Origin of the sequence: Scandinavium sp. UTDF21-P1B (assembly GCF_040750395.1) — a bacterium.
Lineage (GTDB): Bacteria > Pseudomonadota > Gammaproteobacteria > Enterobacterales > Enterobacteriaceae > Scandinavium.
This window is the reverse complement of the sequence record NZ_JBFLVD010000001.1, coordinates 144,712-167,936: the sequence shown is the minus strand read 5'-3', so window position 1 is coordinate 167,936 and position 23,225 is coordinate 144,712. Positions and strand designations below refer to the sequence as shown.

Sequence of the window (23,225 nt, the reverse complement as noted above, 5' to 3'; positions counted from 1 at the left end):
AGATTATCCGTGGCGATTCAGTTTCATGTCGTTAGTACCTTTTTATGAGTGTGAACAACGTAAGAAGGTGAGATGACAGAAAGATGACGGCGGGGTGACGGTTTGGGGATGGGTGACCTGGAAATGGCAACTGTAGTTGCCAAATAGCGGAGAAATGATAACTACATGTGCCAAATATCGCACTCATGCTTCGGGTGGTAAAAAGACCACGCGTAAGAAAACATAATTCTTTGGGTCTTCCCCTGTTGTGGTAGCTGATGGCTATTATCAGAAACACTATATACTTTATTTTTACAAGACATCACATAGGGATATAATCGTTACATCAACTGAAATTAGATCACTACGTTTATTACAGAGATAAATTTTCAGCTAAATAGCCACACCTAATACCGTTGTTCCTGTTATTTATAAGCAGGTGCCAGTCTTGTAAAGACGTAGCATCACAAGCATCATTCAACAGTGCACAAAAAAACCGTCTTAAGCGGTGTTTCGATCATGTAATCATTGCTGTTCAGAGGAGTTATCTTTAACTTAATGTTATCCTCTTTGAGAACCTCAAAAAGCTCAACCATCTCGGGGCTGCGTGGCTGCAGGTGCAACCGGTAATAATTTCCTTCACGCACATAGGTATAGCGAACGCTGCCCTGCAGACTAGCAAGTGGCGTTCGCGGACAGGTATGCGTACCTGAAACCATGAGCTCACCTTCCCCCTTCTGCATAGACAGGACAACGTCCAGCATACTGCTTTTATAACATGCATTGGAGACTAGCTTGGTATAGACCCTGGCATGACATACAAAACCGGAGTCAGTGACCTTCTGTCCGCTGATGGTAACCATCAGAACGATAACAGTGACAATCAGGAAGATGGATCCAAGAAACAGTACCTTACTTTTGTTCTTCATCGTGAGTCGCCTGCGTGGTGAAGTAGTAGTTAACGCAAGGTGACTTGCTGTTATAAGGACAGTAGCTAAGCAGTTCCTCTTTGAGAGTATGCCCGGAAGCATCCTGCTTTATATCACTAAAGTAATACACGTTAGTTCTGACTCCTGGGCACCTGATTTTCTCGAACGCAACCATATTTTTGATAGCGGTAGCCGCCTCATCTTTGGGCTGATTGCGAGTCCGGTCATTGCCGGCATAAAAACGGCATTGTCCCTGCTGAAAGATCTCACTCCTTATTGTGCCGAGCCGATAGTCATAGTACAGACGAATCAAACCGACCAAAATAGCCAGAACTACCATAGTCAGGATAAGAATCCTGACTATATTCCGCCAGGAAGATACACCCTGTTTAACTACCAAATTGTTCTGCCCAGAGTCACAAGTACCAGATACGGTGTTGCTACTCTCTTGACGCAGATTTGCATACTCCGGAGGAGCGTTACTCTCCTTAATTTCAGCGTCAAATACGAACCCGTATTTGGGGATGGTGGTAATAAGGTCATTACAGCCACATTGTAATAATGCTTTTCTCAACATAGAGATGTAGTTGTTTAAACTGTTGCTCGAGGCATTCAGCCCCTTACTTTCCCAGAGGTCGTACAATAACCTTTCACGACTAACAGGCTGCTGATTATTTGTCACAAATATAAATAGAAGCTCACTGGACACCCGGCTGAGCGTGATCATGTCAAGGTGATATTCAGGACTCAGCAAGGTTCCATTTACCGCATCGTATTCGATGATGCCATTGATGATGTAAGTCATTATCTGTCCAAGAAAAATAAAATCACAGATGTGATAAACCACCTGATATGGTTACTTCTACAAAAGACAATAAAGCAGGCTTGATAACCCCCCCTCAGGAATAGTGTTTGATCGGAACCTGTTATAAGCTTCCTGGCGAGGGAAAACACATGCAACTCATACGGCAACGGACATACATACTCACTCGATTCCCGGTAGTGAGCCTCCACCTGTTGGGAAACAAGTACACCGAAAATGACAAAGATCCGTCCAGAGCACCTGCCATCTTTAATCAGGCTAAAATATGTTCGGATGTGGTTCCATATAGGCTTAAGGTACTGTTTTGCTTTCGGGGTCAGCCCGTTTACTTTCATCAGGTGCTCTGGTTTTCATTTTTTGCAAAAATACATTTTTCCCATGACACTGGTTTGCCACTACTGATAGTTTCAGCCTATAAAGACTGTAAGTGTGATTCTGCCTGCTTTCTTTCAGAAGCCGGAGACCACCCGCACAACCCTCGCTTTGCGTGCGGTAGTCGCCTGACTTAACGAGAGAATCAATGAAATCCCGCAATTCATCCACGATATCGACTGTCAATGTGGGCATCATAGATACCTCGCATAAAGGTAAGACCAGCTGATATGAAAGTATAGCACCGTCCCCTTTCCACCTCTTTCGATTTAGCAGATTTGGGCATGGCTACATGAATATGAGGGTCACTTCGCCTCCCGGGATTTCATCGATGACATCATTCACCTAGTCATACTGAAGCTGAATCACTCCACTCCCTCTATATACTCCAGGCACAGTGGTTTCCGCTAGTACTGTTTCAGTCCGTATACTTACGGTATTAACCCCACCCACCAACTTCACCCGCTCCGCTTTGTTCCCCAGATCCGTCCCTTCTGGACCAAATACCTGCGAATGCGTTCCGCCATTCGTGATGATGTCGGTTCCCGCCAGCTTCATGGACATTGTCACCACTTGTTCCTGGCCTCCCTGGCATGTAATGTCGATGGTATCCGTGTTAGTCGCTACTGTTCCCGGCCTCCCGGATATCGACACTGTTGCGCCTTTCGTGGCCCGGCACGATAACGGAACTACCGGCATATTCCCGACCCTCACGGGAGGCGGTATAAATGTCGAAGAATCACCAGACATTCCTGAAGATGCCCTGACACTGAGACACATTGGCGTGCCCGCCGCAGGCATGCTTAAACTCATAGGCAACCGGGTGGTCTTCAACCCCATATCATTATACTGCTGTAGGGTACTTAGAGTGACGATTCCGGCTCTGCGTATTGAAGCCAAATAGCCAAGATTCCAGCTAATGCCGCTTCCTGAACACCGGCGCAGTGCCCCGGTGATGCTACAGTATCGAGAGAACGAGTAATCATTTGGGCACACCTCCCACCCACTTTGATTATTATCGAAACCGGTCACTCTGGCGACCAGCTCCCCGTCCGCTGCAGACAACGTTATAACAGGTAAGGCGGCGGCGCCAGACGCCATACACAGGAGTAATATTCCCGCTGTAACCCTCATCACACTAACACACACCATATTGTTTTCTCTCAGATATTTTCTACCAGTACTCTGGTATGTATTAAGTCGCTGGAGGCTCTGGCTATAGTTTCCCTCCGCTCATTTTATCTACCAGGTGCTATACTCCCGCATCAGTTCCTAAACCTCTGTCTTCGACAGTCACCGATTTAGGATCTCTCCATAAAGCAGCGCAATTCGCTCCCGATGGCCACAACGCTATTCGGGTCAGTTATGGGCAGAGCCATTGCAGCAGGGTAGTAGTCTGTACAATCCCATATATCCTCTACTCATAAGACAGGCTGAATGTCGCAGTTGCAGTGAAGGCGCCACGCGTAATGCCCTGTGTCCGAATAGCCTCAGGCTCGCCCTGTACATACGCCCGTATTGCTATCAGGTTGTTGCCCGCCTGTAGGGCAAATTGATCGGTAGCTTTGTTGAGCAAGACAGGTTTTGCCTCCGACGTCTCCAGGCCTATTGCAATCCCTTGCGCTCCGCTCCCCGTATCTACGGCCAGCAGTCCCGGTAGCCCTATACTCTCCATCCCGGAAAACGTTACGCTCACGATGTTTCCCAGACTCAGGTCACAATTCATGAGACGAATATTGAATGCCTGCCCCACAGTACGTGTATTCAAGTACAGGTATTTGTCGACAACCGTACCAAAATCCAGCGTGATGCTTTCTTCTCCAGGGGGAATAACACAGGGCTCCGCGACCAGAGCGCCGTGGAAACGCATGTTATTTTCCGCAGCTTTCACCGTGGCAGATATCCCTGACCCCACTCCCAAAAGCAGCAGGCTGGTTGCCAGCTTTCCCTTTACGGTCGCATACGGATGACAGTCCCTTCCTTCAAGTTCTCTCATACGCTCTCCCCTCACTGGTAATTCGCCTGCAATGTTGCCCAGGCTTCGAATGCTCCCTCCTTTAGCGTAACGCCGGCTCGTTTCACCGGCACAGCTTCAAGCCGGGGAGGTGTTGCGAGGTCAATATTCAGCGTACTATTCGGCGTAAAAGCTTTCTCGTCCTGATAGATCCTGATCCCCAGACCCGGCTGGTCGCTCTGTAGAGCCTGTGAATCAAATGCGGCCGCAGTACCGCTCAAGCTCAGGCTAAGTGCCAAACCGCTTCCCCCGTCTTCACAGGTAATCTGATAATTCACCGGCACACGGTAATTGACCCCATCCACTTTGCTAATGCCCACCCGTTCGGTGAAATCCACATCCACTTGCCCGCCTTCGTTAATCACACAGGGAGGCGGCGCAATCAGCGTACCGTGAAAGCTCATGTCCGCCCTGCCGTCTGCTGCCATAACCGATGGCTGAGTGAGCAGCAAAGTCCAAAATAAAGCGGCACAGTGCGCCTTCATTCCATTCATATTCCGCTCCCTGTCACTGGTAATCCACCTGCATTGAAGCCGCAGCACTGAACTCACCGACCGCCAGCGCCACACCAGGAGCCCTAACCGGGATGGCCCACAATTCAGGTTTATTCGGATATGTGAAAGGCACCCATGTATTTACCGACAGGGGGGTTTCCCCTCGCATTAGTTTGATGCCAAGCCCGTTATTGTTTGTCTGTAATATCTTGTTATCAAAAGCCGCGCCTGTGCCTGTCACCTGAAGCTGCATGGCGTTCCTGGCGCCCGCGTCACACACCAGGGTATAACTCAGAGGTTTGCGATAGTGGGTTCCATCTACCCGCGTGGTAATAACGTCGCCAAACTCAACCTCTATCGGCCGGTTGCCATTGATGGTACATGGCGGAGGAGCTGTCACCGTGACGTTCAAAACGATCGTGGCAGAATCCATTGCCTCCACTATTTGAGGTAACGCCAATAATGCGCCACACATCAGGAGAGTAGGCTGCCGGTTTAACGCATGTCCTTTCATCACCATCTTAACCACATCCCACCGGACAGGGTGCCAGTCCCGCGCACGGGCACTCTCTGATTTCAGGACGATCGGCATCGTTCAGTGTCTGTAACCGCAGAGATTGAATAGGGGGGTTATTAATTATGTCTGCCATGTCCGTTCTCCTTTGTTATTTTGCCGGTACTCTGAGATTCTTCCTTCACGACCATGTGGCCAGTGGCCCCGGCAAATATGCACAGCGGTATGTACTCAACAAATTCAGCCATGGAACGCTGTTGACTGGTGTTATCCTGACTTCCCCGGTAGAACCTTGCAGGTGTTTCCGCTACAGCTGAAACTCAGCTGCGGACGGCCGCCATAGTCGTTGACGTAAGTCAGAACTGGGCTGTTTCCTGCCGCTACGGCATTCACTGTCAGCGGCAGACTGCCTTTCGGCGGAACCATCATTGGCTCAAAAGATTTAATGCTCTTCCCCTTAGCACTACCTGCATCCACAATGGTCACGTAGTAAGGCGTTGGGTTATTCACCTGATATTTGTCGCCCTGCCGGATCAGCGTCAGTTGCTCCTGCGGTGGCGCTGCATTGGTGTCAATCGCAATACTCGCCGGACGATAAAACAGCTTGATGCGCGTCTGTAGAGCAAGTTGAAGCGTGTTCGGTTTCGCACTTTTCGGCGGTATTTCCCGCAGATTGAAGTAATAAAGCGTCTCTTTATCTTGTGCCAAAAGCTTCGCCGCCGGTAACGCCTGAATTTTCACCTGGCTTGGTTTTCCCGGTTCAATACGCTGCACGGGCGGCAAAACGGTGAGTGGCGTCTGAATCTTGTTGCCCTGCTCATCTTCAATCCAGCCCTGCGCGAGATAAGGCAGTTGTTTATTTTGGTTACTGATGCTCAGGCTTACTGAAGACTGACTTCCATCAAAGACTACTCGAGTGCGATCCAGGGCTATCGCGGCCTCAGCCTGTAGTACTGCCAGCAGGTTAAGTATGACAACCGTTACCATTCCCGGCATCAAACCGATACGATGGTTCATGTGCTTCAAATTACTCATTTACTTTTCTCTCTTTCCTGTTCGATTGCTTCCGGTCATTCCCCATGACCGCTATGAATTAAGGGAACGTCAATTTTCCTCCGCCTGCTCCATGCCCGGAACCTGACAGGGTAGTAATAACGTATTCATCAACATTTCAGCCGGAAGCGGGGATGGCATGCTGATCTCGCACTGCGTTTCACCATGCCAGCGAACAACCATTACCTCGCCAGGGGTGATACCGCTCAGATAAACGCTGCCGCCATCATTGACGATACCGGTCTCCTGCTTGCGGTTATTCAGCACAGTGGCCCCGAAGGGGGGCTCACTGCCATCCGCAAGCTTAATCACGGCCATTGCCTTCTCACCCGCTATCACACTAAATTTACGATAGCCGATAGCCCCCTCAGTCAGAGTGGCCTGTACCACTGAGCCAGTGGCCTCAGCAGTTTCTCCTAACTTATTCAGGTCTATGCTGGCGTTATTACGGTAATAACTGCTTACGTCATCGATCACCGCTTTTCCCCATAGATTGCTCCGCGTAGTACGCCCGTAACCGCGGACAGGCACGTCAGGAACCCCTGAAGTATCAATCAGCATTCGGGTCCCTCCGGCAATATTGTTCCGGTGCATAGCGCCTCCTTCAGACGTCAACGTTACGCCTCCCTGGGCATTCAGCCCCACGGCGCTGTAACTTCCTTCCTGATAGCTGGCATTAGCGCTTACTCGGGCAAGATCACCTTCCCGGGTATAATAGCCACTAGCATTTCCTCCACGACGTGAGGTTCCGGCGCTGATCTGATAGGTGTCACGCTCGCTTGCCCTGCTGTAGTAGCTCATTCTGTGCGTAGTCTCATCACGGTTAGCCGTCGCGTTATAGCCCACGGTTCCATTGCTACTGCCCCATGGCATTGATAGCGAAATAAAAGCGCCGTCATCGTTTTGGCCGTTATAGGTATTTCTGTATGCCGAAAGTGACATACTCAGGTTATGAAAACGGCCAATATCAAAATATTTAGATAGCGTCACGGTGTAGCGATCGTTTGTCGGCCGCTCCCAGTAAGTCTCATGGCTATAGTTGAGGTAACTACTTAATCCCCGATCGCGAAAAAACTTACTGAAAGTAATGGTGTACATTTCTTTCCCGTTGCCCGAGTGATAGCCGTAATAACGAGCATCAAGATAATCACTCATGCTCATAAAATTACGTTCCGAAAAACGGTATCCCGCAAAGGTTACCTGGCTGTCATACTCATCAAAATTTTTCGAGTAACTTAGTCGGTAGGAGCCACCGCTCAACCTCTTCTCTTCCTGTGGCAAACTTGCACGGGACTGCGTCGCATCAAACGACAGAGCACCCAACATCATCAGGTCGCGCCCAATACCCATTGACAATGCGTTATAGTCGCCTCCCGCCAGAGCACCACCGTACAGAGACCACCCATTACTTATCCCCCAGGAAAACTCCCCTGTGGCAAATACCGGTCCCTGAGAGCGATGCTCAAAGTCGGAGGGTTTCCCTGCTGCGAGCTTAAAACGTACAGAACCAGGTCGGGTCAGGTAGGGGATATTCGAAGTATTAAGAGTGAAAGTCTGCACGCTGCCATCTTGCTCCTCTACCCGAACATTCAGCTCCCCGCTCACGGCATCATTTATATCCTGAATACGGAACGCCCCAGCCGCTACGGTCGTCTCATACAACACTCTTCCCTGTTGGCTAACGGTCACTTTCGCATTTGTTTTTGCCACCCCCACGACTTCCGGTGCGTACCCGCGAAGATTAGGTGGCAACATATTATCGTCCGAGACCAGACTCGTTCCGGTAAAGCGAAAGCTGTCAAATATCCCGGAGTCCAGGTAATTCTCTCCAAGCATCAGTTTCGCCCGCAGCGAGGGAACCGCCCGATAAAGATAGTACCGAGTCCAATCTAGCTGCTTGCGGGTTGATCGTTCACCTCCCGTCTGGTGGGCAAAATTTGCCTGCCAGTCTGCCCGGAAGCGCCAAGCTCCCAGGTTTCCACCTGCTGTACCATTACCGCTAAAGTTATTGGTGTTATTACCATCACGCTGCTGACGCTGTATTTGGGTATTAACGTTATAATCGAACATCACCCCCGAAATACCCTCATCCCAGCGTGACGGTGGATCCCAGTTCTCATCGGTATATTCAAGAAATGCCTGCGGAATACTCAAATACAATGCAGAGGTCGATAGATCCCCCCTGACTTCCATTCCCTGCAAACCCGATTCATCCAGGCATTCTCCCTGATGCCACCAGGTTAACTTATCAATTTCACCTTCCTTCAAACCCAACTGCTCGGCCAGTGCGCGATTGATACAGGCCCGGCTACTATTTTTATCATCATCCGAAGCATAGAAGGGGATCTGCTGTTCCGGCAGATCGGTTTTATTGAGATGCACGACCATATCGTAAAGGCCCGGCATGATATAGCCACTCCGGGAGAACTGACTCAGATCGATATTATTTCTGTCATTAAGATCCAGAACATCGGTATTGAACTGAATATCATCGGCCGCACGGGCCATCGTTACATGAATGCCCAGCACCAGAGAAATACACAGCCCCAGAGACTGGAGATGGAAAAATCTCCTTGCTACAGGCAATTCCATATTATCATCCTGTTACTCACGAGAATTATTAATTCAAGCTGATGCAACCCTGCATCAGGATAACCATAAGAACTTCAGTTTTTAATAGGCTGCAGAGCATTCCATTTCAGAATTAACCACGAATAAGAACCAGCACTCTGTTCTCGCCTGTTTAATAAAATTGATTTCCTTTCACACCATGATGATACGAAAACTGGCATAGGCGGAATGTATAATGCCTTTTTGCATATTATCTTAATATGGCCATCAAATCAGAAAAATGCAGGAAGACACTAAGGTATAGCTTTTCTCATTCTGTTCATTGTTCTTATCCCTTCCTGAATAATGCATGCGGATTTCCGCATGCATTTATACTAAGTCAGGAAATAAAAGCCTTAGTTGTAAGCCAGTGTGAAATCAGCAATAGACTGGAATTCACCTTCCGTGATGGCCGCAGAAGAAGTATGCCCCTGTACGTAAGCAGAGAAACTCAGGGTGCCGGTACCATCATTCAGCTGCTGCGCCTGCGTTGGCTGACCCAGTTTAATAACCTGACCGTCACCGGAGGTGATAGCTACGCTGGCGCCCGATGCAGAACCCGTAATACCCAGCAGGCCGTCACCCGCCGCAGATTCCATGCCGGTAAAGGTTACCTGAACTTTATTGTTTGCATCTTCTCCTGCAAAGGAGCAGTTTTCAAGGGCGATAGAGAAGTTACGCGGTGTTGATTTACCGCCATTTTGCAGTGCAGTCTTAGAAATCTGTCCCAGCTCTACGGTCTGATCGACGGCTTCTGGTGCAATAGAGCATGCCGCATCAATAATCGAACCAGTGAAAGTCACTTTACCATGCCCTGCGTCTGCAGCCTGTGCCGCAGAAGTCATACTGAGAGCGATGGTTACAGCCAGCAGAGTTTTATTTAAATTAATAGACATACAGGTATTTCCTTATTTTATGAAATTAAAAATTAAACTGCACCTAAATTAAATTTTTATAGTGTGCAGACAAGATAAGTTGAAGCCATATCAATTAGCGCCACCTTTAATAAAAAAAGAGACAATTATGACTTCTACTTAAAATGATAGTTTTGTGAAGCAACATAGCACAAAAAAGATAATGTAATTTTAAAACAAAAGCACTCACGTTCGTTTACATACAGAGCCAGTACTATCATAATCAAATCTATCAGCACTTCTGATGATTTATATAGAACATGACTACTACTTTTCCATAAAAAAACGTGAGGATACGTAGCAGTCATGATTCTATAATAGTAGAACAATTATTTTGTACTTTCTACATCAATAATTTTAAAGCATTCCTCTTATCTGGTTTGAAGAAGTAATGCTTCAATGCTCAATATAATTACATACTCATAAAAAAACACAATTGAATTTCTTGTCTCAAATCAATTTTAAAACAACCAACTAACCGTCTAATAAAAAAATAATATCCACAGAGAGAAAACATAAAAAAACCAAAAAAACAAAAATTAAAACTGCGCCAAATTGCCAGTAGCGCCATAGAACCTTTTTTAAGGCGTTCTTGTAGAGGAAAATGCTGCCAGCTTCTGTTCCTAAACCCTCGTAACAGGGAATCTGTGTCGTGTCGTGTCCTCCCTTGCTATTCGGATAAAAATCCGTGTCTTTAGCGTGATCATCCCACAGCAATCACGCTATTGGCCAACTCATACCTCGCACGCATCGTGTCATCGCAATACAGCAGGCAAACTTGATTCCTGCTATGTTCAAATCCAGCCCTAACACAGAGGTATGCGCCCATGCTTTGTGCGTTGTTGGATATTCAACATGATTACTAGAAACTTATCTTTCCCCTGAGTAAAATTGAAACCGTGGGTCATCCGGGAACAGGGCATGGGCTTCTTTCCCCCAGTAATCGGACGCAACAGACAATTTTTGTGCCCGCAAAATTTGCAACAGGCGAGCGTACACTTCTCTATCGATATGGATACCAGAATAGTTTCTCGCCCACAGCACATAGTATTCCAAACGCTGCTTATCACCGTCATGATTGAACGCCAGCAACGAAGCAGTCTGTTCATCAAACCGGGCTCGTTCACTCAGTAGCCAGGGGTTAACCTGCCAGTCGGGATGCGGCCCCCGAAATTGCTGCTGTTCAAAACGCCACAATAACCAGCCGCTATAGCCACCGCTGACAGTGAAAAGAAGAGCGGCAAACATTATGCTGGAGAGCGCCCCCCTTATGGCGCCCCCCCTGAGAACGGATAATTTCAATAACAAATATTTCGGCGTCGCAAGGCTATCCCACGCAGCTAAAAAAAGCAGAAAAGTTCCCCAAAGCAGAGAAGATATGTAAAAGGGATACTCTGTTTGGGTGTGTAGCGTTAGAGGCAAGAGGCAAAGCCCAGGGCTGGCGAGCCGAAGGGACACTGTCAGAGTGCTTGTTCGCTTTATACGCTGGCAAGTCAGCCAGGCTAACCCCACTCCGCAAAGCGTGAAGAGTAATACCCCAACCAATCCCAGGAAGCCACCCTCAACCCAACGATACAGATACTCATTATGGGGATGAGTGACCACGCCCAGGCCCAGAGTTGATTCTCCCTGCCATAGGCGAAAATGCTGAAAACTGTATTCATATCCACCATATCCCCAGCCCAGCCACGGGCGAGAAAATATCATGCTCAATGTCTCCCGTAGCATGATAATTCGGGCATGGTTAGACCCCTCATGGCTGATTTGCGCGGAGACATCTCCCCAAATACAGGCTATCCCCAACAAAATGCCGCACAGCATTAAACTGGCCGGGGCAGTAATACGGCGAGGTTCCTTGTACATGGCAAATAACAGTACGGGAAAGATAGCAAAACCACTTCCGACCCAACCGATGCGGGATTGCAAGATCACCAACAGAAAAGGCAACAACACCAGAGCAGCAGACAAAATATAAAGGTATATATAGCCACTATCTCGCAGCCTCCCTTTACGCCGCGTTACAAATAGTAATAGCGCGGAGATTAATCCTGTTGCAGTAAAACTTGCCAATAAATTAACCTGTTGAAACACGCCCGCCGGGCGATCCTTATCATAGGGGTAGGCTAACCAGCCGGGGAGCGTTCCCGGTAAGAAGTATTGCCATAGTACAACTAAAGTCTGAAGCAAGGATGCGGCAATGATGAACAACATGAGTCGCTGGAGAAGCGCAGGCGACCACTTTACCTGCAACATACTGAAATAAAATACAATGCCAGCAGATAGCCCCAGTAATGGCCATAAAGCCTCCAGCCGCCACTCATCTCGAGTAAAGAGCAAAGGTATCCATAAAATTAAGGTAGCAGCAAAAATCACCACACTAATCGGCGTTACCACCATTGATGTTCGTCGCGTTCGCCACAAAATACCCAACGCGAAGAGGCACAATATTCCCCAGCCAATAAAAACCTGAGGCAGATTCTTACCACTCCCACCAGCATTACCTATGTGCAACTGCAGAGAAATTAATACTATAAATACGACACATCCTATAAGGATTTTGTGCCTCATCGCCAAAATTGACAACAGCATACCGGTACCTTCTTATTTATAGAAAACGAACATTAACCCTCCATATTTAATTAAAAATATTAAAGGGCATTAAGAAAATTCAAAAGCCAATATGATAATGCATGGGAAGAGAGGATTACCCCGTTGCCGTACACAAAAGGATTGTTTCCATGGGCGATGAAAGAATATAATCAGGTGCACTAACTGGAACGATTTTAATCTTCACATCGTCATATTTAAGTATCCACAATAGAGATTCAAGAATTGGCTCTCTTTTTTTTAAATGCAATGAGTAATAGTTACCTTCTTTTGTATAATTAAAATATACTACTCTACTAATATCCTTTCTTTCTTCAGCGGAAGATGCTGTAACAAGAATGTATCCCTTATTTTTTTCATTCATCGATATGAAAAAATCAAGGTGTTTACTTGATAACGTAGTTTGGTTCTGTATTGAAACCTTGGCCCTACATTCAAAAATTGGCACATGAACTCTACTCATCAAAATTTTGTATACAGAAACAAAACCAAGGAACAGCATGAGAAAAAATATCCATCGAATATTCATATAAAGAATTACTTCTAAAGTTTTGCGGACATCATTATCAGACTTTCACATAATGATAAACACGCCCATCAATTATGTATTCAGGTCGCGCCGCGTAAAACAAACATGAAAAACTATAGGTAGGCAATATGGTCATTAACTATATTCTTCATGTCCGCCTTATCCGAATGCGACCTGACAAGCAGTTGCGGGTTTAAACATAATCCGTAACGAGGCAATGTAATCAATACTTCTGTCGATATACCAGATCTAATAATAAGACGGCGGAGTTGAAATACTAACTGGTTGTAGCCGTTCTCTTTCTTTCTATAATCACATTCGCCCCATAGATAACGAATAATATCATCTTTTGAGTTTATCTTATTTATTAGGCATACAAGTAAATGATGCTGATATTTACTGAGAGGAATCTTCTTTTCTTCACCTTTTAGAGTAAGAAGATTATCTTTCAATTCTAATAATTCACTTTCAAAAGATGAAGTATTTTTAAGTAAGCTTTCCATACATCCCTCATTGATATTAGTATAACAGAGCTAACAAAGAGTATTACCTACGAGTAGTGAATATCGTTCCCAAAATTCCGAGGTACTACCTGCTTATCTGACTAAGCTCTGTTAACTTGAGCATTGTTTAAAAATGCTCTTCTCCATTTGGTTAATGAAAAAACCAATCATCGAATGAGAATAATCCTACCATCAGGAAATCATGGACTTGTCATATATATCAATAAAGCATTCAACTATAGATTATAATTCCAAAAAAAACCGTCATATAGATTATTATTCTGCTTTGATGCAATAATCCTCCCACGAAGGTAGAGGGCTGTTTGTTTTTCACTCAAGGTCACTAATTAATCTGCGCGTTCCATGCGCTCTAACATCCAGTTATATAACTTAGTATTTTTATTCAGGCTCAACATCTTCATAATCTTACGTTTGTGATGGCTGGCTGTTTTATATTCAATGCCTAATATTATTGCTATATCCTTAAGTGCTGCTCCTCTGGCCAGGTAATATATAATCTCTCGCTGTTGGAAAGTTAGTGCTGTTAATAAAGACTCAGTACGTTCATGCAGTTTTTTTTTGATTATCTCCTGGGGTGATGAGGAATGTAATATGTTTTCTAACAGTATGGCTAAGTCCTGCTTGTTCTGATGGCGAAAGAAAACCCATTCAGCACAATCGGAGAAGTGATATCCATTCTCTTTTCTGAGAACGATAAGTATCCTTGACTGTATAATACTGGGAGGTAAAAATGCTGTAATCAATCGCCCGTTCTCATTTTCAGGTGTCCATACTACCAAGTCGATATCTTCATATCTTCCTTCTTTTCTTATAAAATCAACATATCGCTTTTGGGTTGAGAAATATTCAATCAAAGCATACTCTACGCCTTGATTAAAATAATTATCATGTCCGTCTATATAAATCCTAACAGTGCTGAACATTTATTTATTGCCTCAATTTATCTGTGCGCATCTAGAATTATAAGGGTATAAGGAAAACACTCCTGAGAGTTTGTTCTTTATTCATGGTACCGAATTTTTCAAGCAAGCATTATATATTCACTAACAGAGCATGCGCACAGTATTCTCAATATCTGCGCGAGAATAGATTTTTATTCTGAATGATATTGGCATTATGGTGATTAATATTATTACTATTATATCTACGGTTCCACATCAGCGATGAATAGGTAAGTTATATATTCAAAATGAATTCCCGTTTACTTTTCAGTGATGCAAAGTGATAATAGTTACTTACTATCTGCCACATATGCAGATACAAGTGAACATCTGATTGCTGCTTAGATTAACTGATTTTATATCGTAAATCGTTAGTTATATTCTGGTAATAAAAAGGAGCTTGTGCGAGAAACAATATGGAATACATCATCAATAACTCTGTAAAATACAGCGAAGCGAACATGACTCTTTGTTCTCTTGAGCAGCATTCAGAGGTGGTGATCCTAGCGAGAATAACTAACTCTCTTTTGATTTTATTTATTGAAAATAACAATAATCTGTTAACCAGAGAGTTCCTTTTACACGAAATATGGGAGCGGCAGGGTTTAGACTCTTCGAGCAATAATCTAAACAATTATGTATCAATGTTGAGGAAAGCATTATTGCAATTTGGCTGTGAGGATATAATAAGGACAGTGCCAAAACATGGATTCATATTTAATGGCAACATTGTATTTTTACCTCCAAAAGAGCATGGTGATTTATCTGAAACGTCAGAGAAAGAACTTCCGAATAACTCTAAAATTATAAATGACGCCGCGATAAAGAGAATAAAAACAACAGCGCTCATCGCGATCTGTATCATCATTTCATTTACTCCTTCGTTATATGAATCATATCGATCAACGAACGTTCGTCATAAAGTATTCAATATTGGAAAGTGTAACTTTTATATTGTGGATGATGATACCAAAGTATTGGGTACCTTTGATGCGCTAGAGAATCGTATGAAAGATTTAATGATACAAGAGAACTTCAATTGTAAGCACTCAGCTAATATTTACTATTTCGCACAAGTGGGAAAGGGTGTAAAAGAGAAGGGGTTCATTGATGAACTGCTGACTTATTGCCCTGCGGGAAATAAAGCTATGTGCTATAATAAATGGCTGATTAATGACTAACGTTGCTAACTGCCTACTCGCTAATAATGGTAATAAACAAATCTTAACGCATAAACGTATAGCGAGAGTCGCTTAGTTATAATCTGATAAAGCGGTATGCACCAAATATCTTCGATTACATTGGTGCGTTTTACAACCGGAGCTGGCGCCATAGTCATTCTGGCGGCATCAGTCCGGAAGCCTTAGAGCAGGCCTCATCTTAAGGACAGGAAATGTCTACTTTCGTGGTGTCATTCCACCTATCAATAGTTTCTGGCTGCCCCAGGATTTTCACAACCAAAGGCAATAACTATCCTGAGGCAGGGAATAGCTTGAGAAACCCCAAACGTGAGATTACTCCAAATTAACTCTAGCGCTGTGCCCCAGCCTCAATAAGGAGCTTACTTATCTCAACAAATCCTTTATTTTCAGAAAGAATAAGCGGAGATTTTCCTGAAAAGTCTTTAATATTTACATCGGCACCAGATTTTATTAGAAGGCTAATAATCTGCTGATAACTGCGGCTACCATCGCCGAGAATTATAGCTTCCATTAATGCTGTCCAGCCTAATTTGTTTATGTGATTCACATTAACGCCAGCATCTATTAATATCTTAACGGTTTCCACACTTCCTCTTTCCGCCGCTGGAATTAGTGCAGTCCCCCCATATCTATTTAAACTTTTTAGATCTGCACCGTGAGCTAGCGTTAAGGCTAATATTTTATCAAACCCTCTTGCTCCGGCATAAAGATAGGGTGTATCCTGTATAATATCTTTCGCGTTAACGTCAGCACCTTTTTCAATTAAATAACTTGCAATAGCCACATTATTCATGCGCGTGGCGATCATTAAGGGTGTTCTATTGTATATATCTCGCGTTTCAATATTAGTTCCTTTTTCCACTAGTTCCTTAACCGCTAATATATCTCCTTTTCCTACCACAGAATTTAGAGATGGATTTTGTTTTTCAGCCATGCTGTTTGAACCATAAAGCAGTGGAATTATAAACATAATGCAAGAGAAAAGTTTTTTGCAGGTGTTATTATTTATCATATCAGCATCCATTATAAAGATATAATCAATGATTTTCCATATTAGCAACAAAAGGATTACTTTAATACTCTATATTAGAAATTTTCAAAAAAATGAATAAGTTTTCTTTTCATTACATTGTAGAGGGAAAAGCAAATTATATCGCATTACAACGTCGTCACGTGACATGTTTTTATGTATGATTCGGAGCTACCATCTAATGTTTTGTTGCTTTATTTCGAACTGGTATATGGCTGAACGTATAATCCGTTCCAGGTGCTCGGCGGCTGGCGGCTCACTCAGCTGTTCTGACACTAGTCAATAACAAGCTATCTACCGTGTACCGCCTGCTGATTTAACGGAGAGGATAAAAAAGCGCTAAGCCGTGCATAAGCACACCGCCATGCACCGGTTGCAGCTGGAACGGACGACAGACCTGCACCACTGGCTGTTCTGTAGCCCCATTCTGGAACCGCCTTTTTGAAGCGCATGGGCGGCGGACAGCCCCATACCGCACGTACACCCTGATGACAATGACCCTAATGACGGAAATTTAATATGAACCTTTATAGAAAACTGGCCGCGCTGATGCTATTCACCCTGAGCATTCAGGGAGCAGTACACGCTGACACCTCCACCACCCAATCCCTGCCTGAAGAAGGCCGGGAATACACACGACTGATTCCACCCGTGGTGTCTGCACCCAGAGTGGTTGAATTTTTCTCGTTTTACTGTGGGCCCTGCTATCAGTTTGTGGAGAACTACCCGGTGACAGACGCAATCAATAAAGTACTGCCCCGGGGGGAAAGCGTTACGCAATACCACGTCAGCGCCATGGGGCCGCTGGGACATGAGCTCACCGAGGCTTGGGCCATCGCCATGGTCATGAACAAAACAAAGGCGGTTGAAAAGCCGCTGTTTGAGGCCATGCGAAACGGAGAGCTGACGAGCGTGGCTGATATTCAGGCAGTCTTTGCCTCCGCGGGCATTGACACTGTGACCTATGACAACGCTCGACAAAGCGTGACCGTAAAAGGCGTAATTGCGCGACAAGACGCCGCGACAGCCACCTTCGCGGTCAAGGGAACACCAAGCTTTTACGTCAACGGAAAATACCACATCAACAATGCCGGCATTGCCGCGCCCACTACGGGCGATTATGTGAACGGGTTTGCACAGGTCGTTCAGGTATTATTGGAAAAATAGCTATTATACCGCCATTTACGCTCCGCGGTGAGGTACCGGAAGTGAGCGTCCTCTTCTTATATATGCTATATGCCAGATCAGTGTCACCACATGCTGTTCTCTACTGTCTGGAGCACCGCGGAGTAGGCCCGGACGCTATCCCCACTTCATGGCTGGCTTTGTCAGATAAAGACCCATCACAGGCTGAAATGAGCGGCATCAGAAAGTTATTTACTACCGGCAGGTTAAGAAACTGAGCATTCAGAAAACCGCAGATGCTACTGGGCACCAAAGATCACGTTAAATTTAATACATACAAATCAATAGGTTAATGAATTACCAGGTAATCTATTCCATCTTATGATCTACTGTGGCAGTTTGAGGAACAGAGTCCGCTCCTGAGTTTGCGATGCCTTAAAACCATGGTGAGGATAAAAACCTTTGGCTCCTTCAGTCAGTGCATGAACCATGATCGCACGGACGCCAATATTTTCAACTATCCGATAACAACGCAGGACCGCATCGTGCAGCAAATCGACACCAAGCCCTTTTCTGCGGAATGAGACATCGACCGCCAGGCGGGCAAGTATGATTACTGGGATTGGATCAGGCATATTGCGCCTGAGACTTCCCGTGGCTTCCACGTGGTTAACGCTGCCGGTGGCCAGAGAGTAAAAACCGACAACCTGCTTCGTATCAGTTTTACAAACAACGAACGTCCGGGCGGCACCGAGAGCCTGATTTTTTAACCCTTTCTGTTTAAGCCAGTCATCAAGCACAGCCTCCCCGCTGACGAACTCGGCAAGCTGATGAGCGGTGGATAACGGCTCTGGTGGTGTTACACGTCCCACTGAGGTTTCCTCGCCAGAAGTTTCTGGATGGCAGGATCATCCGCAACTGGTGCATCAAGCATATCTATAAACTCTGCATACTGCTCATCGTTAAAATTGAATACACGACGATCGAGGATCACATTCTCGGCAGCCTGGCATGCTATTTCCAGGATGAAGTCTGTGCGTGATTTATGAAGGATCTCTACAGCAGCGTCAATAAGTGCTCGTTGCAATTCCTTAGCTCTAAGGTTGAGCTGAACATCTGATTTCATGAGTGCGCACCTTGTATAGCAATTGCTTTACAAGCATATTACAAGCTAAGTGTGTAGCAAACGCTATACAGCCCCGCCAGAAATCCTTGTATCGATGTTATATAAGGTATTCAGCATCCTGCAACTTTCCCCCTTCCCTACTGAGATCCGAAAAGGTGCTAAGGCGGAAGTACTGTACATATGTAACGCCCTGTTTCGATAATTCCATTACCCGTGCAAGACAGAAATTACGGCTATTATGAATTTGGCGGTTTCCCGTGGTCTTTCCGCCTGAAACGGCTTCTGTACACCCGTACATGGTTAAGTAATGAACGCCCCGGTCTGATGTTTGATTTTGCCGCTGCGTGGCTGCTTCAGAATAAGATTTTGTTGCCCGGAGCAAGCACACTTGTACACTTCGTTAGTGAAATACGCGAAAGAGCAAATCAGTGGCTCTGGAAAAATCTGGCCACGTTGCCTGATAGTTGGCAGATTGCTCGCGTCGCAGAGCTACTACGGTATCGCGATGATCAAATATGCCGGAGTAGGTGTAGCAATGATTAACGATATTCCTTCCGTCAAAGAAGTTGCCGACTTTGTCACTAAATCCAACCTTAAAGATGGTATGGCTTACGCCATTGAGAAGTTTATTCTGAACTGATTTCCAGCATGCTGGAGTTGTTTTCCCCTATAACAGCATATTTGCATGTATTTCATTAACTTATTTGTAATCGAATGTGAATCAGCACTGAATATAGGCCTTTGGTCTGTGTGGTTTTTATAATCTATTGCCTCCTATTCACCGGCGATCACTCGCCTCTATTCACACCTACAGATATGAAAAAAATAACGTATACCCTATTGATAAGTTTACCCTTTATGTCTTTTCAGACATGGGCAACGACGACTACCTCCCCTATCTCCACTCCTCTTTATGATTACCCACAATCCGATATATATCCGATCGATACCGACGCAGAGGAGGCTGAAACGGCCAAGCCGGCCCCCTCATCCCTGCTCCCTTTTTTTGGCAATGCGGCGAGGGAAAGAGGTTACGACCTGCCAGAGCCTTTCGGCATTAACATAAACTACATGAACATGCGGCAGAATATCGATGTCGACAGCATCCGCTTTTCCGGCCTGGCCCTCGGTCCACTGCCACTTGATAATATGTTTTCTATCCATGCGGGCAATACCCGCGAACGCAGCAAAACCGAAACCCTCAAGCTGGACGCCTGGTTGCTTCCATTTATGAATGTGTACGCCCTCGTGGGGCACACTAAAGGCCATTCCGTTTCAGATATCGGCGTGGGGATTAACATACCCGGCTCCGGTGTCATCAGGCCCACCAACCTGCAGGATCTCAAGTTCAAACTTGATTTTAAGGGTACTACCTACGGAGTCGGGACCACCTTTACCGGCGGAGTTGGCAATTGGTTTGCCGCACTGGATACCAACTACACCCAGACCCATTTTGATGTACTTGACGGCAATATTGATGCCTTTACGCTGACGCCCCGAGTGGGCTATCGCTTTACCACGCCCGGCATCGACAGCCTGCATATGCCCGCTGGAAAGTTAAATATCTGGGTCGGCAGCATGTATCAGAACGTGCAGCAGGAGTTCAAAGGCAATCTCAACGATCTGAATATGCCCTCAGAAACGTTGCAACAGCTACTGGCTATGGCCAACAAAAGCGGCAATGGTCGGTTTGACGTAAAGCAACGCCTTGAGACGCCCTGGAATATGCTGATCGGGGCGCAGTATGAAATAACGCGTAATTTTAACGTCACCACCGAGTTTGGTTTTGCCCAGCGGAACAGCTTCTTCGTTTCAGGAGAATATCGTTTCTGATGCGCGAAAACGTATGGCTTCTGGCGGCTCTCTCCGGTGTTTTGGCGTTGCCCTGCCAAGCCCGGTCATGGCTGCCGGATCGCGGGCAAATTGATGACTTGCTCAGGCCACTTGGTGCCAGCACGACGTTTGATCCCGCCGGAGGGATTGACTGGGGAATAGTGCCGGGACCTTTTTACACGCCAGAGCTGGGGCCAGGAATTGGAGCTGCGGTGGTGGGGATGTATCGTCCCGATCCACAGGACTGCATCAGCCAGAACTCAACGCTGACGATGAGCGGCTACATCAGCGCACCGGGAGCGTTTGGCATCAATTTCACAAACTACGCTTTTTTTGCTGACGATCGCTGGAGGTTCTTTCTTGATGGCGCTATAGGCAATACGCCTACCTGGTTCTGGGGGCAGGGATTTCGGGCCGGAGATCGCGATGGCGATAAGCAAAAGTATACCTCACAAAGGGCAATGCTTAACCCGATGATATACCGGCAGCTCTCCCGCCATGTCTACGCAGGGCTGGGTTGGTCGCTGGACGCACAGCACGCCGCCAACGTCGACAGCAACGATCCGCGGCAAATTGAGGGCACGCCGACCGGCACATCGAGCTTCATTTCGGGCATCAGCATGGCCCTGAGCTGGGACAGTCGCGATTTTGTGCCGAATCCTCGATCGGGGCAGTCGATGGACCTTCGCTATACCCGCTATACCCCTGCCACTGGTAGCGACGTGCGCTTTGATGACTACAAAGCCCACTATAGTCACTACTATTCGATCGGCTCAAAAGATGTGCTGGCTTGGGAGATTGACGGTCATTTCACTCAGGGGAACGTGCCGTGGAACAATCTGCCGTTGTTAGGCAACAGCCAGCGAATGCGTGGTTACTATGAGGGCCGCTACCGGGATAAAAATACATTTAGCGGCCAGCTTGAGCTGCGCCATAAGCTGAGCTGGCGGCATGGTGTAGTTGGCTGGATAGGAGGTGGGACGATGGCGCCAACTTTTCACGGGTTGAACAATGGACGCTGGCTACCTACCGCGGGTGCGGGCTACCGGTTTGAATTTAAGCCGCGAATGAATGTCCGCCTCGATTACGGTATTGGCAAAGGCAGCAGCGGGTTTTATTTCCAGGCGGGAGAGGCATTTTGAAGAAAGTATTGTGGCTAATGCTTATAACCGCCGCGATGGTGCTGGGGCATATACCGGTGCGCGCGGAGGTGCTTCAGAGGGCTTGGCCCGTCACTCACCCGCTGCCGCAGCCTGATGGCCTGCGGCCCTGCTGCGCTTTTGGCTATGATCTGCACGCCGAGGTGATGAAGGTGCCCGTGCCGTTTTATCAGTTCAGTAACGTGGTAACAGCCTGGGATATGGGGGAGCATCATTACAACGATAGCCTGCTTCTGGGGCTGGCCAACCTGGTGGGTATCGGCAGCGAGCGCAACGGAATCCTCTATACCTCCCGGGGAGGGTTTATTGATACAGCCCATATAAGGGATACGGCAGACATGACGCTCTACATCTTTTCACAGCTACTGCCGCAGCTTGGTCAACCCTTTACGCTGTCGTTGGATGACGAGCTGACACAGCGGCGTCTGGTTTTCCGCGCCTTTACGCCTCCGACAACAGAGGGGGAGCGCTATCTTCTGGCGGTATGGATCGCCGCTCATCTGGCCTTCCAGCTGGCGGCCTGGCATGAAATTGCGCAGTGGTACGGCTTTGAGTCTGTCCCGGGTTTTCCGGAAGAGGTTTCGGCATTTTCACCGGAGGATCTCTATTCAAACTTATTGGGCGCAAACATCGCTGTTTCGCTCATTCGTCGCGGACAAGCGATTACGCTTGGTGTGTACGATGCGGCAATGGACGATGCCCTGCGAAAGGCGCTGATTACTCTTGATGTGCAGCCTGCAGCAATGACCCGCTTTCACTTCGATATGCTGGATGGCCGTTGGTGGAATAGTCGGCGTAGGGTGCCGGAAAAATATCTAGTGCTGCGGCGAAACTACGACATTAGCGACGATCGCATTCCAACTCCTGTACCCGGAGAGCGAGCCACTCCGCTACGCTTGCACCTGCCGCATTGCTGGCATGGCTTTTCCCTCGATATGCTGGCACAGCTGGAGCTGTGGCCCGGCCGCAGCATGGCGCGTCTACCCATGCCTGAGCTCTGCTGCTATACGGCAGTCGATTTTGCCCGGCTTGCGGCGGCTGCCTTCGCAAGCGACAGAGCTGCCGAAGAGCGCTAACGTGCAGACGATGACTGGGCTGAAGCAGATAACAACATCGCTGAAAATGTCCTGCGGACGGTCAGTCTGGGTCGTAAAAACTTTCGTTCTTTGGCTCCGACCATGGTGGAGAGCGGAGAGCACTGCTGTACAGCCTGATCTGGACGTGCAAACTAAACGGTGTGGAACCAGAAAGCTACCTCCGTCATGTGCTTGACGTCATAGCGGACTGTCCGGTAACCCTGCTCAGCGAACTGCTGTTCTGGCGCGTAGCACTGCCAGCGGAATAACACATCCCTGTCAATACGGTCAGGGAAGTACACCAGGATTTAAGTATCGCTGAAGGTATTGAGTGACACGCCCGTAAGCGGGTAACGGAACACTTACTATC

The 23,225-nt window shown here is 46.8% G+C and carries 20 protein-coding genes and 4 pseudogenes; 9 read left to right on the top strand and 15 right to left on the bottom strand.

Annotated features, from left to right (window positions below; all coding sequences use genetic code 11):
• Positions 1 to 452 precede the first annotated feature (452 nt).
• The 12 genes from AB1287_RS00915 to AB1287_RS00855 form a co-directional block, all read right to left on the bottom strand.
• The gene (locus tag AB1287_RS00915) at positions 453 to 908 is read right to left on the bottom strand and encodes a hypothetical protein (RefSeq protein WP_435616662.1); all 456 of its coding nucleotides are present in this window, start codon (positions 906 to 908) and stop codon (positions 453 to 455) included.
• Positions 892 to 1,713 carry a transcriptional regulator gene (locus AB1287_RS00910; RefSeq protein ID WP_435616661.1) on the bottom strand — a complete coding sequence of 274 codons (822 nt, stop codon included), beginning with the start codon at positions 1,711 to 1,713 and terminating at the stop codon, positions 892 to 894. The genes AB1287_RS00915 and AB1287_RS00910 overlap by 17 nt, the downstream gene beginning before the upstream one ends.
• Before the next feature lie 1,807 nt (positions 1,714 to 3,520).
• Positions 3,521 to 4,099: a fimbrial protein gene (locus tag AB1287_RS00900; protein WP_435616660.1), complete on the bottom strand. Its 579-nt coding sequence runs from the start codon at positions 4,097 to 4,099 to the stop codon at positions 3,521 to 3,523.
• Between the two features lie 11 nt (positions 4,100 to 4,110).
• Positions 4,111 to 4,602 carry a fimbrial protein gene (locus tag AB1287_RS00895; RefSeq protein WP_436799812.1) on the bottom strand — a complete coding sequence of 164 codons (492 nt, stop codon included), beginning with the start codon at positions 4,600 to 4,602 and terminating at the stop codon, positions 4,111 to 4,113.
• A 22-nt stretch (positions 4,603 to 4,624) separates the two neighbouring features.
• On the bottom strand, positions 4,625 to 5,203 hold the full coding sequence (locus tag AB1287_RS00890) for a fimbrial protein (RefSeq protein WP_435616658.1): 579 nt from the start codon (positions 5,201 to 5,203) through the stop codon (positions 4,625 to 4,627).
• Positions 5,204 to 5,392: 189 nt separating this feature from the next.
• The gene (locus tag AB1287_RS00885) at positions 5,393 to 6,121 is read right to left on the bottom strand and encodes a fimbria/pilus periplasmic chaperone (protein ID WP_435616673.1); all 729 of its coding nucleotides are present in this window, start codon (positions 6,119 to 6,121) and stop codon (positions 5,393 to 5,395) included.
• A 108-nt stretch (positions 6,122 to 6,229) separates the two neighbouring features.
• Complete coding sequence (locus tag AB1287_RS00880; RefSeq protein ID WP_435616657.1) at positions 6,230 to 8,770, bottom strand: outer membrane usher protein; 2,541 nt, start codon at positions 8,768 to 8,770, stop codon at positions 6,230 to 6,232.
• 374 nt (positions 8,771 to 9,144) lie between these two features.
• Positions 9,145 to 9,678 carry a fimbrial protein gene (locus AB1287_RS00875; RefSeq protein WP_435616672.1) on the bottom strand — a complete coding sequence of 178 codons (534 nt, stop codon included), beginning with the start codon at positions 9,676 to 9,678 and terminating at the stop codon, positions 9,145 to 9,147.
• An 894-nt stretch (positions 9,679 to 10,572) separates the two neighbouring features.
• On the bottom strand, positions 10,573 to 12,291 hold the full coding sequence (locus tag AB1287_RS00870) for a Wzy polymerase domain-containing protein (RefSeq protein ID WP_435616656.1): 1,719 nt from the start codon (positions 12,289 to 12,291) through the stop codon (positions 10,573 to 10,575).
• 115 nt (positions 12,292 to 12,406) lie between these two features.
• Positions 12,407 to 12,811: a hypothetical protein gene (locus AB1287_RS00865; protein ID WP_435616655.1), complete on the bottom strand. Its 405-nt coding sequence runs from the start codon at positions 12,809 to 12,811 to the stop codon at positions 12,407 to 12,409.
• Between the two features lie 140 nt (positions 12,812 to 12,951).
• Positions 12,952 to 13,341 (bottom strand): transcriptional regulator, encoded by a 390-nt coding sequence (locus tag AB1287_RS00860; RefSeq protein WP_435616654.1) that lies wholly within the window; start codon positions 13,339 to 13,341, stop codon positions 12,952 to 12,954.
• Between the two features lie 347 nt (positions 13,342 to 13,688).
• Entirely contained in the window at positions 13,689 to 14,285 is a 597-nt protein-coding gene (locus tag AB1287_RS00855) for a helix-turn-helix transcriptional regulator (protein ID WP_435616653.1), read from the bottom strand.
• A 434-nt stretch (positions 14,286 to 14,719) separates the two neighbouring features.
• On the opposite strand from AB1287_RS00855, the gene AB1287_RS00850 reads away from it, so the two are divergent.
• Positions 14,720 to 15,484, top strand: a complete 765-nt coding sequence (locus AB1287_RS00850; protein ID WP_435616652.1) for a transcriptional regulator — start codon at positions 14,720 to 14,722, stop codon at positions 15,482 to 15,484.
• A 349-nt stretch (positions 15,485 to 15,833) separates the two neighbouring features.
• Here AB1287_RS00850 and AB1287_RS00845 read toward each other — a convergent pair whose 3' ends face one another.
• Positions 15,834 to 16,517 (bottom strand): ankyrin repeat domain-containing protein, encoded by a 684-nt coding sequence (locus tag AB1287_RS00845; RefSeq protein ID WP_435616651.1) that lies wholly within the window; start codon positions 16,515 to 16,517, stop codon positions 15,834 to 15,836.
• 537 nt (positions 16,518 to 17,054) lie between these two features.
• Between AB1287_RS00845 and AB1287_RS00840 the strand changes: the two genes are divergently transcribed.
• Positions 17,055 to 17,702, top strand: coding sequence for a DsbA family protein (locus tag AB1287_RS00840; protein ID WP_435616650.1), 648 nt, complete (start codon positions 17,055 to 17,057; stop codon positions 17,700 to 17,702).
• A 190-nt stretch (positions 17,703 to 17,892) separates the two neighbouring features.
• Positions 17,893 to 17,985, top strand: a pseudogene (locus AB1287_RS00835) (recombinase family protein); the annotation flags it as partial.
• Positions 17,986 to 18,046: 61 nt separating this feature from the next.
• On the opposite strand, the gene AB1287_RS00830 reads toward AB1287_RS00835, so the two are convergent.
• Positions 18,047 to 18,532, bottom strand: a complete 486-nt coding sequence (locus AB1287_RS00830) for a GNAT family N-acetyltransferase (protein ID WP_435616649.1) — start codon at positions 18,530 to 18,532, stop codon at positions 18,047 to 18,049.
• Positions 18,520 to 18,786 (bottom strand): DUF1778 domain-containing protein, encoded by a 267-nt coding sequence (locus tag AB1287_RS00825; protein WP_435616648.1) that lies wholly within the window; start codon positions 18,784 to 18,786, stop codon positions 18,520 to 18,522. Before AB1287_RS00825 ends, AB1287_RS00830 begins: the two co-directional genes overlap by 13 nt.
• 228 nt (positions 18,787 to 19,014) lie before the next feature.
• On the opposite strand from AB1287_RS00825, the pseudogene AB1287_RS00820 reads away from it, so the two are divergent.
• The 6 genes and pseudogenes from AB1287_RS00820 to AB1287_RS00795 all read left to right on the top strand — a co-directional run.
• Positions 19,015 to 19,281, top strand: a pseudogene (locus tag AB1287_RS00820) (DUF4158 domain-containing protein); the annotation flags it as partial.
• Positions 19,282 to 19,285: 4 nt separating this feature from the next.
• Positions 19,286 to 19,426 (top strand): annotated as a pseudogene (locus AB1287_RS00815) (HAD hydrolase family protein); the annotation flags it as partial.
• A 176-nt stretch (positions 19,427 to 19,602) separates the two neighbouring features.
• Positions 19,603 to 20,619 (top strand): hypothetical protein, encoded by a 1,017-nt coding sequence (locus AB1287_RS00810; RefSeq protein ID WP_435616647.1) that lies wholly within the window; start codon positions 19,603 to 19,605, stop codon positions 20,617 to 20,619.
• The gene (locus AB1287_RS00805) at positions 20,619 to 21,761 is read left to right on the top strand and encodes a BamA/TamA family outer membrane protein (protein ID WP_435616646.1); all 1,143 of its coding nucleotides are present in this window, start codon (positions 20,619 to 20,621) and stop codon (positions 21,759 to 21,761) included. Before AB1287_RS00810 ends, AB1287_RS00805 begins: the two co-directional genes overlap by 1 nt.
• Before the next feature lie 35 nt (positions 21,762 to 21,796).
• On the top strand, positions 21,797 to 22,855 hold the full coding sequence (locus AB1287_RS00800) for a DUF4056 domain-containing protein (RefSeq protein WP_435616671.1): 1,059 nt from the start codon (positions 21,797 to 21,799) through the stop codon (positions 22,853 to 22,855).
• Between the two features lie 3 nt (positions 22,856 to 22,858).
• Positions 22,859 to 23,124: pseudogene (locus tag AB1287_RS00795) on the top strand (transposase domain-containing protein); the annotation flags it as partial.
• Positions 23,125 to 23,225 lie beyond the last annotated feature (101 nt).

Excerpts from the sequence above, each read along its gene's own strand:
- AB1287_RS00915 (WP_435616662.1), bottom strand. The coding sequence starts at position 908 with ATGAAGAACAAAAGTAAGGTACTGTTTCTTGGATCCATCTTCCTGATT.
- AB1287_RS00910 (WP_435616661.1), bottom strand. The coding sequence starts at position 1,713 with ATGACTTACATCATCAATGGCATCATCGAATACGATGCGGTAAATGGA.
- AB1287_RS00900 (WP_435616660.1), bottom strand. The coding sequence starts at position 4,099 with ATGAGAGAACTTGAAGGAAGGGACTGTCATCCGTATGCGACCGTAAAG.
- AB1287_RS00895 (WP_436799812.1), bottom strand. The coding sequence starts at position 4,602 with ATGAAGGCGCACTGTGCCGCTTTATTTTGGACTTTGCTGCTCACTCAG.
- AB1287_RS00890 (WP_435616658.1), bottom strand. The coding sequence starts at position 5,203 with ATGCCGATCGTCCTGAAATCAGAGAGTGCCCGTGCGCGGGACTGGCAC.
- AB1287_RS00885 (WP_435616673.1), bottom strand. The coding sequence starts at position 6,121 with ATGCCGGGAATGGTAACGGTTGTCATACTTAACCTGCTGGCAGTACTA.
- AB1287_RS00880 (WP_435616657.1), bottom strand. The coding sequence starts at position 8,770 with ATGGAATTGCCTGTAGCAAGGAGATTTTTCCATCTCCAGTCTCTGGGG.
- AB1287_RS00870 (WP_435616656.1), bottom strand. The coding sequence starts at position 12,291 with ATGCTGTTGTCAATTTTGGCGATGAGGCACAAAATCCTTATAGGATGT.
- AB1287_RS00865 (WP_435616655.1), bottom strand. The coding sequence starts at position 12,811 with ATGCTGTTCCTTGGTTTTGTTTCTGTATACAAAATTTTGATGAGTAGA.
- AB1287_RS00860 (WP_435616654.1), bottom strand. The coding sequence starts at position 13,341 with ATGGAAAGCTTACTTAAAAATACTTCATCTTTTGAAAGTGAATTATTA.
- AB1287_RS00855 (WP_435616653.1), bottom strand. The coding sequence starts at position 14,285 with ATGTTCAGCACTGTTAGGATTTATATAGACGGACATGATAATTATTTT.
- AB1287_RS00850 (WP_435616652.1), top strand. The coding sequence starts at position 14,720 with ATGGAATACATCATCAATAACTCTGTAAAATACAGCGAAGCGAACATG.
- AB1287_RS00845 (WP_435616651.1), bottom strand. The coding sequence starts at position 16,517 with ATGATAAATAATAACACCTGCAAAAAACTTTTCTCTTGCATTATGTTT.
- AB1287_RS00840 (WP_435616650.1), top strand. The coding sequence starts at position 17,055 with ATGAACCTTTATAGAAAACTGGCCGCGCTGATGCTATTCACCCTGAGC.
- AB1287_RS00825 (WP_435616648.1), bottom strand. The coding sequence starts at position 18,786 with ATGAAATCAGATGTTCAGCTCAACCTTAGAGCTAAGGAATTGCAACGA.
- AB1287_RS00810 (WP_435616647.1), top strand. The coding sequence starts at position 19,603 with ATGAAAAAAATAACGTATACCCTATTGATAAGTTTACCCTTTATGTCT.
- AB1287_RS00805 (WP_435616646.1), top strand. The coding sequence starts at position 20,619 with ATGCGCGAAAACGTATGGCTTCTGGCGGCTCTCTCCGGTGTTTTGGCG.
- AB1287_RS00800 (WP_435616671.1), top strand. The coding sequence starts at position 21,797 with ATGGTGCTGGGGCATATACCGGTGCGCGCGGAGGTGCTTCAGAGGGCT.